General features: G+C 40.2%; 11 protein-coding genes. 6 read left to right on the forward strand and 5 right to left on the reverse strand.

Going from position 1 to position 13,401, the window contains the following annotated elements:
* Window position 1 precedes the first annotated feature (1 nt).
* Window positions 2–1,078, reverse strand: a complete 1,077-nt coding sequence (locus H5180_RS05275) for an acyltransferase family protein (protein ID WP_145238820.1) — start codon at window positions 1,076–1,078, stop codon at window positions 2–4.
* A gap of 788 nt (window positions 1,079–1,866) precedes the next feature.
* Here H5180_RS05275 and H5180_RS05280 point away from each other — a divergent pair.
* Both H5180_RS05280 and H5180_RS05285 read left to right on the forward strand, forming a co-directional pair.
* Window positions 1,867–3,465: a sensor domain-containing diguanylate cyclase gene (locus H5180_RS05280; RefSeq protein WP_182757848.1), complete on the forward strand. Its 1,599-nt coding sequence runs from the start codon at window positions 1,867–1,869 to the stop codon at window positions 3,463–3,465.
* Between the two features lie 66 nt (window positions 3,466–3,531).
* Entirely contained in the window at window positions 3,532–4,245 is a 714-nt protein-coding gene (locus H5180_RS05285) for a M15 family metallopeptidase (RefSeq protein WP_182757842.1), read from the forward strand.
* Between the two features lie 188 nt (window positions 4,246–4,433).
* Here H5180_RS05285 and H5180_RS05290 read toward each other — a convergent pair whose 3' ends face one another.
* Window positions 4,434–6,599 carry a M3 family metallopeptidase gene (locus H5180_RS05290; protein WP_145238813.1) on the reverse strand — a complete coding sequence of 722 codons (2,166 nt, stop codon included), beginning with the start codon at window positions 6,597–6,599 and terminating at the stop codon, window positions 4,434–4,436.
* A gap of 616 nt (window positions 6,600–7,215) precedes the next feature.
* Between H5180_RS05290 and H5180_RS05295 the strand changes: the two genes are divergently transcribed.
* The gene (locus H5180_RS05295) at window positions 7,216–7,425 is read left to right on the forward strand and encodes a cold-shock protein (protein WP_058559473.1); all 210 of its coding nucleotides are present in this window, start codon (window positions 7,216–7,218) and stop codon (window positions 7,423–7,425) included.
* Window positions 7,426–7,570: 145 nt separating this feature from the next.
* Window positions 7,571–8,293 carry an ABC transporter substrate-binding protein gene (locus H5180_RS05300; protein WP_182757843.1) on the forward strand — a complete coding sequence of 241 codons (723 nt, stop codon included), beginning with the start codon at window positions 7,571–7,573 and terminating at the stop codon, window positions 8,291–8,293.
* 4 nt (window positions 8,294–8,297) lie between these two features.
* Here the strand turns inward: H5180_RS05300 and H5180_RS05305 are convergent, their stop codons facing one another.
* The 3 genes from H5180_RS05305 to udk form a co-directional block, all read right to left on the reverse strand.
* A complete protein-coding gene (locus tag H5180_RS05305) occupies window positions 8,298–9,017 on the reverse strand; it encodes an ABC transporter substrate-binding protein (protein ID WP_182757844.1) in 720 nt (239 codons plus the stop codon).
* Window positions 9,018–9,210: 193 nt separating this feature from the next.
* Window positions 9,211–10,434 (reverse strand): NupC/NupG family nucleoside CNT transporter, encoded by a 1,224-nt coding sequence (locus H5180_RS05310; protein WP_182731970.1) that lies wholly within the window; start codon window positions 10,432–10,434, stop codon window positions 9,211–9,213.
* Window positions 10,435–10,452: 18 nt separating this feature from the next.
* Window positions 10,453–11,082 carry a uridine kinase gene (udk, locus tag H5180_RS05315; protein ID WP_145238801.1) on the reverse strand — a complete coding sequence of 210 codons (630 nt, stop codon included), beginning with the start codon at window positions 11,080–11,082 and terminating at the stop codon, window positions 10,453–10,455.
* A gap of 191 nt (window positions 11,083–11,273) precedes the next feature.
* On the opposite strand from udk, the gene H5180_RS05320 reads away from it, so the two are divergent.
* Complete coding sequence (locus tag H5180_RS05320) at window positions 11,274–12,506, forward strand: phosphopentomutase (RefSeq protein WP_145238798.1); 1,233 nt, start codon at window positions 11,274–11,276, stop codon at window positions 12,504–12,506.
* A complete protein-coding gene (deoD, locus tag H5180_RS05325; protein ID WP_145238795.1) occupies window positions 12,506–13,207 on the forward strand; it encodes a purine-nucleoside phosphorylase in 702 nt (233 codons plus the stop codon). The genes H5180_RS05320 and deoD overlap by 1 nt, the downstream gene beginning before the upstream one ends.
* Window positions 13,208–13,401 lie beyond the last annotated feature (194 nt).

A 13,401-nucleotide genomic window follows, 5' to 3' on the forward strand; every position in this document is an offset into this window, starting at 1 on the left:
ATTATACTTTCCAAAAAATCCCGCGTTTATAGCACGCATACATCACTAGATAAGAGGCGAGTAAAAATAGCAACGAATAGCTAAAAGAGCCTAAATAATTACCAAATAGCGGTTGTAATACTTGATTAAATATAGCACTTTTTAAACTTGTATCAGCCACTGGGATCATAATTAAAATACGCGCTACGATGCCAGCAAACATAAAGAACAAAATAGCGTTAGCGCCAAACACTAAAAACGGCGCACTCCACAAGCGAACTTTACGAATATCGAGAATATAGCTACACAGTGCATAGCATAACATCGCTAGTCCTGAGCTGATTATTACATAGCTTGGTGTCCATAGTGCTTTGTTTATTGGTATTAAAAGTGAAAGTAAGCACCCGCAAACAATGCTTGTAATAGCCACTAGGGTAAATATTCTGACTTGTTTGCCAAGGTTTTTTTCAGTGCTTATATAGTATCCGCATAATATTCCTGATAATGCCGTTGCAACTGCAGGTAAGGTTGAGAGTATTCCTTCTGGATCAAATGCTAAAGGTTTTGCTGTGGCATAGTAAACATGATTTGCACCGAGCAGTAAATTATCAAGCCAAGCGCTGAGGTTATTACCATGCAGCCACAGCCCTTTAACGATTTCACCGTTAGGCAATGAATAGGGCGTATATATCATTAACGCGCCGTACCCGATGAGTAAGCTAACAAAGGTAAGCGCAATATACTTTGGTTTTATATAAAGGTAACAAGCTAAGGCAATCAGATAAACTAGACCGATGCGTTGTAAAACGCCCATGATCCTAATACCTGCTAAACGTTCATCTAGCCAGCTGAAATTAGGATCGCGAAAATTATAGTAGAACAGGGCTAAAAACCAACCTAATGCAACTAGCTTTACCGTACGCACTACACCAGATCTGAGTATACTTTGTTTCGTAATTCCTTTTGCCTGCATGGCATTAACCGATAGTGTGATCGACATCCCAACAATAAAAATAAAAAATGGGAAAATTAAATCAGTGGGTGTTAGGCCATGCCAATCAGCATGTTTAAGCGGCCAGTACAGAGATACCCAAACCACCTCAAGATCCGAGTTTCAGTTGGAATTAAAAGCGATGTAGGCCAGGCATTGATTGCAAGTAATAGTGGTTCTATTGTTAAAATCAATAACGCAGTATAAATCGCTTTTAAACCAACCCGTTGGGCGTTTCACAGGCACTTACTCTCATCGTTGTTACTTCTTAAAAGGGACTGCCATTGTTGCAAAGTAACGCCTTGATATTAAGCCCCTGTGCAACGCTGAATTCTGTATCATGAGGTGGTTTGGGTATATAACCAACTTCCTGGGTTATTGACTAGAATCATCGCAGTGATAGTGAACCCTCGCAGTACATCTAAGGCGAGCAAACGATGACTGGGTAATTGTGACAATATATTCTGGCAGTGATGTTTAACCATAACGTTCTTTTATTTGTTATTTGTCTTTTAATTGTAATAATTTATTTATTTTGAGCAAGGTAAATTTTCTTCGCTTATTTTGTTAAAAGCGCAAACAGATAAATTGATTTTTCTATGGGGAAACAGCAATCGCTTAGCGCAAGCTCAGCAACAAGTTGTTGCATAAGTTCAACTGGCATGTAGTGAAAATTCAAATAATATTACAAGTATTTGAATTTAAAATTTTTATGTCGCGAGAGCCAAGCTGAGCGCGGTCTAAAAATTGCATAGAGATAAATTATTAGCCGTTGGGAACAACAGAAATAAGTACTTTACGAGCTTTTAGCTGGATCGTATGGGAGCTATTTGCTATCATTTATCGTTAGTATAATTGCCAAGGAAATACAAGGCCAGCATAGAGAAGTAAGTATTTTGCTAGGCCGTGTTAATATCAATCTTGATTTAAAAAAGTTAATCTTATTTTTAGCTATTTCAGTGACTGTGATCACCTTTCTAAATGGCTTTTATTCCAGCTACCAAGTACAAAAACAGCAGCTACAATCGCAAACCTTAAAAAACCATAATGCGTATGCCGCTAAACTTGTCTCTGCCACTGACCGGTTTCTACTGGCTGCTCAGCAGCAACTCGCTTATTCAGCAAAAATTCTTGCAATCCAATTTAATGATGCAAACACTCTTGCGCAAGAGGCGCAGCGACTTAGGTTGCAAACTGATAGCTTTAACTCAACGGTTGTCGTTGACAAAAATGGTGTGGTATTAGCCCATTCACCATTGAGTCTAAAGCTAAAAGGTCAACTTTTAGAAAGTGATGGTGCAAAACAAGCACTAGCGAATAAAAAGCCAATGATCAGTGAGCCTTATATTTCTGCGGTAGGGAACCTCGTGATAGTTATTTCGCATCCGATATTTAACTCTCAAGGTGAATACCTTGGCTACATAGGAGGGACATTATATCTAAAACAAAAAGGGATTTTACACGACTTACTGCAAGTACATTTTCATAAAGACGGCTCATATATCTATGTTGTTGATAAGAATAGGCGCTTACTTTATCACCCTGATGTTGCTCGGATCGGTGAACAAGTTTTTGGCAATCCAGTGATCGAAGCGGTGCTAAGAGGTGAAAGCGGCACTAGGCAGTTAATTAATAGTCAAAACATTGTCATGCTGGCAGGTTATGCACCATTAAAAAGTGCCTCTTGGGGCATTGTCACACAACGACCATTTGACGCTACATTTGCGCCATTAGACGATTTAATGATGAATGTTTTATATCGAACCCTGCCAGTAGGGTTGGCAACCTTTATATTTATTTGGGTGCTAGCTCGGTTAATTTCAAAGCCGTTAAGGCAACTTGCAGAAACGGCTAAAACACTTGATAACCCGTCAACTTCGCAACAGTTAAGGCAAGTGCGGTCTTGGTATTATGAAAGCTCTGAACTGCGTTTAGCTATGCTAAAAGGAGTCGGCTTATTACAAAACCAGATTGGTCTATTACAGCATGAAGCACAAACAGATCCACTTACGGGCTTACATAACCGACGTAGCCTGGAGCTCATGTTAGATCAATTAACTTTACAGCAAACACCCTTCACTGTGCTTGCTATCGATATTGATTTTTTTAAGCGTGTTAATGATGAGTTTGGCCATGATATTGGTGATATTGTTTTGCAATCGTTGGCTACAATTATTGTTGATGTAACCCGTGAAAATGATTTTGTTGCACGTACGGGGGGAGAAGAGTTTATTGTTATATTACCAAATATTAACGCCAAATCAGCTTATCAACTTGCGGAACGATTACGTATGCGTGTATCAGAAACAATCATCGAACCAGTAGGAAGTATCAACATATCAATAGGTATTTCTGGCTGGCCACTGATGCAATTTAGTGTTGAAGAGATACTCAAACAAGCGGATCAGGCTTTATACAAAGCGAAAAAAACGGGTCGTAATCGGTGTATTATTGATTCTCAGTTTATCCAATCTGAACTTGTCGAGCAGGAATAATTTATTGGCAATGGCTTTTAACTATGCAATATTAATAGCCTGTTTTTAATGTTATAAGCTACTACAATGTTGTTAAATATCAGTTTTAAACTAATGTCACTGCTTGGAGTGTATGCTTTAAGCAGTGCAGCAATTGCCCATGACGCTAACGCTACATATTCCGACCCAGCTCAAAGCTATCGTAGTGAGTTTGTTGATGTTGCAACGTTAATACCGACCGCATTATTTGATATTCGCTATTTTAGTGGGCAAAACTTTGTTGGTAAACCAATCGAAGGTTATAACGCGCCTAAATGCTTATTGCATAAAACGGCAGCTGCAGCGCTGGTAAAAGCACATTCTCAGGCGGAGCAAGCAGGTTATAATTTTAAAATTTATGATTGTTATCGACCACAACGAGCCGTTGACCACTTTGTGCGTTGGGTTAACGACGCAACTGACACAAAAACCAAAGCAGCGTATTACCCTAATTTAGGAAAAGATCAGTTACTCGGTGATTATATCGCAGCTAAATCAGGCCACAGCCGTGGTTCAACAATTGATTTAACTTTGACTGATAGTCAAGGCAAAGCACTAAATATGGGCTCACTGTTTGATATGTTCGATACCATCTCAAATACCGATGATCCGCGTATTACTCAAGACCAACAAGCAAACAGATATAAGTTAAAAAATATCATGTTGGCCGCTGGATTTTCGCCTTACGCAATGGAGTGGTGGCACTTTACCTATCAGCCACAAGCCTATCCAAATACTTATTTTGATTTTGTGGTGCAGTGAGGGGCTAGCGAGTTAAAAACAGTAAAGTTAGTGAGCTGAACTAAGTACATCTATTCAGCCCACTAATTTATACACTCATAATGAGGCGGTATATAGCCATTGCTAGTTACAGGCGCGAAATTAGTTTCGCGCCTTGATCGTTAAGCAGGAAATAGCTAGTTTCTAACTTTCCCATCCGTAGCTTGTTTTTACTGAACGGTTGCTTTTAAACCACGGCGTTTTAATAACGCTGAGGTGTCAGGCTCTTGACCGCGGAACGCTTTGAACGACTCCATTAGGTCACGTGAGTTACCAACTTCTAAGATCTCTTTACGGTATTTATCGCCCATTTTACGGGTTAAACCGCCTTGCTCTTGAACGTAAGCAAATGCATCGGCCGCTAAAATTTCACTCCACATGTATGCGTAGTAGCCCGCTGAGTAACCGCCACCCATTGAGTGTGAGAAGAACGCAGACTTATAACGCGGTGGCACAAATGGCACATTTACACCGTGCTTAGTTAGTGCTTGTTGCTCAAATTTCTCAATATCTTGTAACGGGGCATCAGCAGGCAATGAGTGCCATTCCATATCTAAAAGTGCCGCTGCAACGTACTCAAGGGTGTCATAGCCTTGGTTGAAGCTACGTGATTGAATTACTTTAGTCAGTAACTCATCAGGAATTGGCTCACCTGTTTCGTGGTGTTTTGCATAGTTTGCGATAACTTCAGGATACATAGCCCAATCTTCTTCAAACGTTGATGGGAACTCAACGAAGTCACGAGATACTGAAGTACCCGATAAAGTTGGGTATTTCACGTTCGAGAACATACCATGTAGGCCGTGACCCAGTTCGTGGAAGATCGTTGTTGTTTCGTCATAGCTGATTAGCGTTGGTTCACCTTTGGCGCCTTTTTGAATGTTCATTACATTAACAACCACAGGCTTTTGTTCTTTTAAGCCAGATTGTTTTACAAACGAGCTCATCCATGCGCCACCACGTTTGCCTTCACGCGCAAAGTAATCAGCAAAGAAAATCGCAAGGCTCTTACCATCAGCATCAAATAGCTCATATGCTTTTACATCTGGGTGATAAACCGGAATATCAGTGCGTGGTTTGAAAGTAATGCCATATAAGCGGTTCATGGTAAAGAATACGCCGTCTTCTAATACACGATTAAACTCAAAGTATTCTTTTACTGCATTTTCGTCTAAGTTGTACTTATCTTTACGTACTTGCTCTGCGTAGAATAGCCAATCCCAAGGCTGTAGCTTAAATTGATCGCCAGACTCATCGATTTTCGCTTGGATCGCAGCAGCTTCAGCATTAACGTTTTGCATCAACGCAGGGATCATGCTGGCAAACATATCAAATACTGCTTCTGGTTTCTTCGCCATTTGTGATTCTAATCCAAACGCAGCCCAACTGTCGTAACCAAGTAGTTTTGCTTTTTGAGCACGTAGCTGAGCTAGTTCAGCCACGATTTCGCGGTTACTATTTTCACCCGATAGCGCACGCTCTGATGATGCACGCCATACTTTTTCACGTAGCTCACGGTTTTTAAGCGCTGCTAAAATTGGTTGGCGTGTTGTATTAGTGATTTTTATCAGATATTTACCTGAGTGACCCGCTTGTGTTGCAGCATTGGCAAGTTGCTCTATTTGGCCTGCTGATAAACCATCAAGCAGCGCTTTATCGTCAACGATAACAACATTGCTGTTAGTCAATGCTAGTAAGTTTTGTGAAAACTGAGTGGTTAAGCTTGAGTGCTTGGTATTGATATCACGAATTTGTTGTTTTTGTTCTGCGTTTAATTTTGCGCCCGCTCTGATAAAGCGTTTGTAGTAAACGTCGAGTAAGCGAGTTTCTTCAGCTGTTAAAGCCAAAGTGTCTGACTCTGCGTGTAATGTTGCTACTTTTTCAAATAATGCTTTATTTAAGAAAATGTTGTCGCTGTGTGCTGCCATTTTTGGCGCTAGCTCTTTTTGTATCTCACGACGCGTTGGGTTTGAGTCACTGCCTGCTAGGTTATAGAAAATGCTACGGGTACGGGTTAATAATTCCCCACTTTCTTCAAGCGCAACAATTGTATTAGCAAAATCAGGCTTAGCAGGATTATTGATAATCGTTTGTACTTCAGCCATTTGCTCAGCCATACCTTGATTAAAAGCCGGCATAAAGTGTTCGTCTTTAATCGCATTGAAATCTGGCGTTTCGTATTGTAAAACGCTTTTCACTAACAGTGGATTAGCTTGCTGTACTTGATCAGCTGTAGCCGTTTGTTCGGCTTTAATGTTGTTTGCTGTTGTTTGGGGCTCAGAACAGGCTGTTAATAATAACGCTGAACTGATCGCGGTTGCTAATAAGTGTTTCATTATTTTTCTCTTATCATTTTTAAAAATTAAATTGTGCCGATATAAGCGCAGTAAGCGCTTTGTAAATCAGCAGGTGCCTGCTGTCATAAAAGTTGAAGTGCACAAAAAATAGCAGCAAAGCGCAATTAAATGGGGCAAATATCACTATGTGCTCAATGGCCCAAGCATACTGCAGATAACTACTAATGATCTCACCTATTGAGATAAGGCGATTATTAGCTGCGATAAGTGGTGAAATCTCACTAAGAATGGAATATATTTTTACTTTTACGCAATTTTTTCAGTGAGTTTTCAAATATGTGATAGATTGCAAAAAATGATGCTGAGCAATCAACTGTAACAAAAAAAGTAACACTCATTCGTGATAGAAAAAATTACTCAACGCGCCTTAAATATTGGCTAAGGTAAATAAAGACTCGAAAGGGGGGTTGACATAACTTATTAACCCTGTATAGTTTGCTGCAGCTAGAAAGAAAGCATGAAAGCTATAAATCTCCATTTCGATGTTGTATAAGTAATACTTGTAGTACCGTCCTGAAGTTTTTAAAGTACCATCTCATTTTTTGCTACACCGCTCACTAGAGCAATTATTTTATTTTTATATCAGGATATTACAATGTCAAACATCGTATCAGGTACAGTTAAGTGGTTCAACGAGTCTAAAGGTTTTGGTTTCATCGAGCAAGAAAATGGCCCAGACGTTTTCGCACATTTCTCAGCAATCAAAAGCGAAGGTTTCAAAACTTTAGCTGAAGGCCAACGTGTAGAGTTCACTCTTTCACAAGGTCAAAAAGGTCCACAAGCAGAGAACATCACTGCTGTATAATTTTACCTTTTAGGTAGAATAAAAAAAGCAAGCTTAGGCTTGCTTTTTTGTGTTTTAAAATTGACGTAACTTGCTCCCCCTCCTATTCTTTATCTATTATTATTATTCTGTAACGAGATAGATTATCTACCGATTACTTATCCTAGTGTTTAGCTTTGGATTCACTTTTACTTGCGCTGCAAAGCCAATAATTACTATTTTTACTGAACAGTTTCCCCCTTATAATTTTTCGAATAAAGGGCAGCTGCAAGGGATTAATTTAGATATTGTGCGTACGTTGTGTGAGCTTTCACAAGTGGAGTGCAAATTTGAGCTGTTGCCTTGGGCAAGGGCATACGATTTAGTGCAAAAAAATCAGCTCTCAGGGCTAGTATCAACCGCTCGCAGTGCTGAGCGAGAAGATTTATTTTACTGGGTTGGCCCATTGGTTTCTTCACGTACATTTTTTTATCGTCTTCGCGACAACAAACACATTAATCCAACTGATATTACTCAAGTTAGTGCATACACCTTAGGTGTCGTTAGAGGCAATATTTATGAGGGGCTAGTGGAGAGTATTGGTTTCCAACAAGATAAAAACTTATTAAAAGTAGCTCATCACTATGAATATATGAACCTATTTTTTAAAAATAAAATCGATTTAATTCTCGGCTCAGAGTTTGCCTTAGATTACCAACTGCAGCAATTTGGTCATGGTGGTAAAGAAGTCGTCAAACTAGTTGAGCTACCAGTAAATACATTACAGGGTAACTACGTAGTATTTAATAAAGAGATGCCTATTGAAATAGTTGAACGCTTCAATGAGCAGTTAGAAAAACTTAAAGCGGTGGATAACTTTGACGCTTATCGGCATCGTTATGTACAATAGCTAGTTAATGAGCCGTTATTAATTGACGGTATTTTTCAGTACTTTTAACCTTTAAAAAAGCCTGCTGCAGTGCTTTTATAATATCTTTATCAGTATTGATATTTGCAGCTAAGTAACCAGCAACTGCCAGTCCTTCTATGGCATGTACGAACGTCAGTGCGTTAGCATTGATCGCTAGCTGCTCACTCATTGAAGCTAGATAATTAGCATCGTCGACTACCAGATCAACTTTTCTTGCTAGTAGTAACTGATATGACTTTTGAATATCAGTGGTCAGCAATACTTCGAAACCACGTTTTACTAATACTTGCGATGCAAGGTCATGGCGCTGTACGGCAATTTTATATTGCTTAGCTTGCTCTGTATTATCAAAGTTAATATCACTGCGCTCAGAGAGTTTTACAAAGCCCATTTCAAACTGTGCTACTGGCCCTATCCAATGGAATAGTGTCTCGCGATCCGTAGTGCGTGCCATACTGTAAATTAAGGTGTTGCTATTATTAACCGCCATTTTATAAGCACGTGCCCAAGGGTACATGTTGATTGGGGCATTGAGCTTAGCCTCTAAAATAATCATATTTACTAACTCAGTACTATAACCAGTTACCTGATTATTCAGCAAAACTTGATTCGGCGGTGACAACTCGGTCACAACCATTAAGTTTTGATTTGCAGTACTATGGACACTGATACAAAGAAGTAGCAGATTAATAAATAGCCGCATTTATTTTCTCTTTTTGACGATAGAACTTTGAGTATAGCAATAACTAGGAAAAGTATTATGAAAGTAAACAGTGAATTAAAAACGATAAAAGGGCCATAAAGGCCCTTTGTGAAGTATCGTTCAAGTAAGATAAGTCTTTAACCCCTTAAAGGCTTATCCTATTGTTTTGCAACCAAGGCTCATCTCAAAGTTTCTAAGCTAGCGAGAGGAAAAAACCTGCAATTGCGGCGCTCATAAGGTTAGCCATAGATCCTGCTAACACTGCTCTGAGCCCTAAGCGTGCGATATCCTTTCGCCGACTAGGCGCCATACCGCCTAATCCACCTAGTAAAATGGCTATCGATGATAAGTTAGCAAACCCACATAACGCGAATGTGACAATCGCTTGTGTGTGCGCACTTAACGTATCGCGATAATTCATAAAGTCTAAATAAGCAACAAACTCGTTTACTACTAATTTTTGACCAATAAAGCTACCAGCTATAATTGCTTCATTCCACGGTACACCTAGTAACCAGGCAACCGGCGCAAATATATAACCTAAAATTTCTTGTAGTGTTAGGGTTGGATAATCAAACCAACCACCAATACCACCTAATAAACCGTTTAACAGCGCAATTAAAGCTACAAATGCCAGTAACATTGCGCCTACATTCAAGGCTAAATGCATACCGTTTGCTGCACCCGATGCTGCTGCATCAATTACGTTAACAGGCTTGTCTTCGTCAAGCTCTAAATCAGCTAAAGTATCTTTTGGTGTTTCGGTCTCTGGCACAATCATCTTGGCCATTAAGAAACCACCCGGCGCTGCCATAAAGCTGGCTGCAATTAAATATTTAAGCTCTACACCAATAATCACGTAACCGGCCATTACTGAGCCCGCTACCGTTGCTAAGCCACCTACCATCACTGCAAATAACTCTGACTTAGTCATAGTTGCAATGAACGGCTTAACAATCAGTGGCGCTTCAGTTTGACCAACAAAAATGTTTGCGGTTGCTGAAAGCGACTCCGTGCGTGAGGTTTTCAACAGTTTTTGTAAACCACCGCCTAATATTCTAATTATCCAATCCATAATGCCTAAGTGATATAACACAGCAACTAATGCTGAGAAAAACACAATAACTGGCAATACCTGAATAGCAAAAATAAACCCTAACGTATCCTGATTTGCTAACGGTCCAAATAAAAAGCTGATCCCATCATTAGCAAACCCGATCACTGATGATACGGCTTTTGACATGCCAACTAATGCATTTTTACCTGCGTCTGAAAACAGGACAAAACCACCAATTATAAATTGCAGGGCAAAAGCGATACCGACAGTTCTAAAACTAATTGCTTTGCGATTTGTCGAAGCCGCAAATGCAATGCCTAGCAGCATACACATGCCGACTAAGCTCATAAATGTTGTCATCTTTGCTTATTCCCGTTGTTATTTTTGCAGTAAATATTTTATTTTACTTTTAATTATATCAATCGCAACACGATTCATACCACCACGTGTAACCACTAAATCAGCCTTGTGCTTTGAAGGCTCAATAAACTGATAAAACATCGGTCTCACAGTAGCTTGATATTGTTCAACAACGGACTGTAATGTTCTGCCTCGTTGCTCCATATCACGTTGCATACGGCGCATCAGGCAAATATCAAGCGGTGTATCAATAAACACTTTGATATCAAATTCTTTACGTAGCGCTTTATCACTAAGCAATAAAATCCCTTCAACTATGAGAATTTCTGCTGGCATCACAGTACGTGTTTTGTCACTGCGAGTATGCTGCGCATAATCATAGGTAGGTACTTCTACCGCTTCGCCATCACGTAACTGTGTTAAATGTTTACACATTAACTCATGTTCAAACGCATCAGGATGGTCGTAATTCGTTTGCGTACGATGATCAAACGGCAAATGCGATTGGTCTTTATAGTACGCATCTTCTTCAATCACGGCGATGGCGCCTGGTTCAAGCTCATTCACCAATTCATTGTAAATTGTTTGGCTAAAAAGAGATTTGCCAGACGCAGAAGCGCCAGCAATGGCTATTATTGTTCGTGTCACTAAAGTTCTCATCCACACAGAAGGATACATTGTTGGTAGATCACAATAGCAAAAAAGACACGAATAATCTCTCTTGCTTCGCTTTAAGGTGTGAAATTTATAATGTTTAGGTTTTATGAAACAGGACTTATGTCCTGTACGTTAAAAAGCACAAAAATATAAAGTAGCTACATTGGATAATCGAGGTGAGTATGGCAAGAGCAATTATATTAATGGCAGATAGCCTAGGCATAGGTGCAGCACCAGACGCTGACAAGTTTGGCGACTTGGGCGCAAACACTTTTGCACATTTGCTTAAAGCATACTTTGAAGAAACCGGCGAACGGCTATCACTACCTAACCTATCGTTATTAGGTTTAGTTGATGCATGTGAAGCTGCAGGCAATGAACCGTGCCTTGTTAGCGACCGTCAAACACCGATTGCTGCTTGGGGTTACGCAAAAGAGCTTTCTAGCGGCAAAGATACTCCATCAGGTCATTGGGAAATGGCAGGTGTACCGGTGTTATTCGATTGGGGATATTTCCCTAAAACACAACCGAGTTTTCCACAACAGTTAATTGACGAGCTGATTGCTCGTACCGGTATCCCAGGGATTTTAGGCAACTGCCATGCCTCGGGTACTACGATTTTAGAACAGCTAGGTGAAGAGCACATAAAAACAGGTAAACCAATCTGTTACACCTCAGCTGATAGCGTGTTTCAAATAGCCGCGCATGAACAAACTTTCGGTCTAGAAAAACTTTATCAGGTCTGCGAAATCACACGGGCGCTGCTTGATGAAATGAACATAGGACGAGTGATTGCGCGGCCATTTTTGGGTTCCAATAATCAAGACTTTGCCAGAACGGGCAATCGTCGAGATTATTCAGTGTTACCGCCAGCGCCAACATTGCTAGACAAACTAGCCGATGACGGTGGTGAAGTGATTAGCATAGGGAAGATATCTGACATCTATGCACATCAAGGGATCACCCAAAAACACAAAGCCCCAGGCTTACAAAACTTGTTAGCAAAAACCACTGAGGTAATGGCATCAGCGCCAGATCACAGTTTGATATTTACTAACTTAGTTGATTTTGATGAAAAATTTGGTCATCGCCGCGACCCTGTTGGGTATGCAAAAGCGCTTAAACAGTTGGACGATTACTTACCAACGATACTTAAGCAGCTTAAAGCCGATGACGTACTAATTATTACGGCGGATCACGGTTGTGATCCAACATTCCCGGGCAGTGAGCACACCCGCGAATATGTGCCTGTACTTGCTTATCAGGTAGGGCTTGAAAATACCCCGCTTGGTGAACGTGCTAGTTTTGCAGACATAGGTCAAACACTTGCCCAGTGGTTTAACTTACCTGCACTTGAATATGGCGATGGCTTTATTGATAAGCTTAACGCGCTAAAAGTAAAAGGAAACGAATAATGAGTACTCCACATATTGACGCAAATAATGGCGATTTTGCACAAACGGTATTAATGCCGGGTGATCCATTACGTGCGCAATACATTGCTGAAAATTTTCTTGATGATGCTGTAAAAGTAACCGGCGTTCGTAACATGTATGGTTTTACTGGCACTTATAAAGGTAAACCAGTAAGCATCATGGGTTCTGGTATGGGCATTCCATCAATGTCGATTTATGCCCGCGAACTAATCGTCAGCTATGGCGTTAAAAACCTTATTCGTATCGGCACCTGTGGTGGTATTGGTAGCGACATTAAAATTCGTGACGTTATTTTTGCACAAGGCGCAAGCACAGATTCAAATGTAAACCGTGCACGTGTACGTGGTTATGATTTCTCAGCAATTGCTGATTTTGATTTACTATTAAACGGTGTTAATGCAGCAAAAGAGCTAGGTATTAAAGCGAAAGTGGGTAACGTATTTACCACCGACACCTTTTATCAAGCCGATAACAGCTTTTATCAAGAACTTGATAAACTAGGTATGTTAGCGGTAGATATGGAAACAGCCGGTTTATATGGCGTTGCTGCTGAATATGGTGCAAAAGCCATGGCATTATTTACCGTGAGTGACCACGTGATCACCGGTGAAGCAACCCCAAGTGAAGAGCGTCAAAGCACCTTCAATGAAATGGTTAAAATTGCCTTAGAGTCAATCTAAGCGTAATAAACAAAAAGTTCCTTGGTAACGTATTCGCAGTATTTTGGAGACACGCCCAAAATAATGTGAGACTAACCTCCAAAGCCGCCTAGTTAAACTAAGCGGCTTTTTTTATGGGGAAAAGCTAGCGAGGGTAAAGCTAGCGAGGGTAAAGCTAGCGAGGGTAAAGTTAGCAAGGGTAAAGTTAGCAAGGG

Origin of the sequence: Pseudoalteromonas sp. SR41-4, from assembly GCF_014163985.1 — a bacterium.
Classification (GTDB): domain Bacteria; phylum Pseudomonadota; class Gammaproteobacteria; order Enterobacterales; family Alteromonadaceae; genus Pseudoalteromonas; species Pseudoalteromonas rhizosphaerae.

Bases quoted from the DNA above. Each gene is read 5' to 3' on its own strand.
- H5180_RS05285 (WP_182757842.1), top strand. From the start codon at position 3,532: ATGTTGTTAAATATCAGTTTTAAACTAATGTCACTGCTTGGAGTGTAT.
- H5180_RS05290 (WP_145238813.1), bottom strand. From the start codon at position 6,599: ATGAAACACTTATTAGCAACCGCGATCAGTTCAGCGTTATTATTAACA.
- H5180_RS05295 (WP_058559473.1), top strand. From the start codon at position 7,216: ATGTCAAACATCGTATCAGGTACAGTTAAGTGGTTCAACGAGTCTAAA.
- H5180_RS05305 (WP_182757844.1), bottom strand. From the start codon at position 9,017: ATGCGGCTATTTATTAATCTGCTACTTCTTTGTATCAGTGTCCATAGT.
- H5180_RS05310 (WP_182731970.1), bottom strand. From the start codon at position 10,434: ATGACAACATTTATGAGCTTAGTCGGCATGTGTATGCTGCTAGGCATT.
- H5180_RS05320 (WP_145238798.1), top strand. From the start codon at position 11,274: ATGGCAAGAGCAATTATATTAATGGCAGATAGCCTAGGCATAGGTGCA.
- deoD (WP_145238795.1), top strand. From the start codon at position 12,506: ATGAGTACTCCACATATTGACGCAAATAATGGCGATTTTGCACAAACG.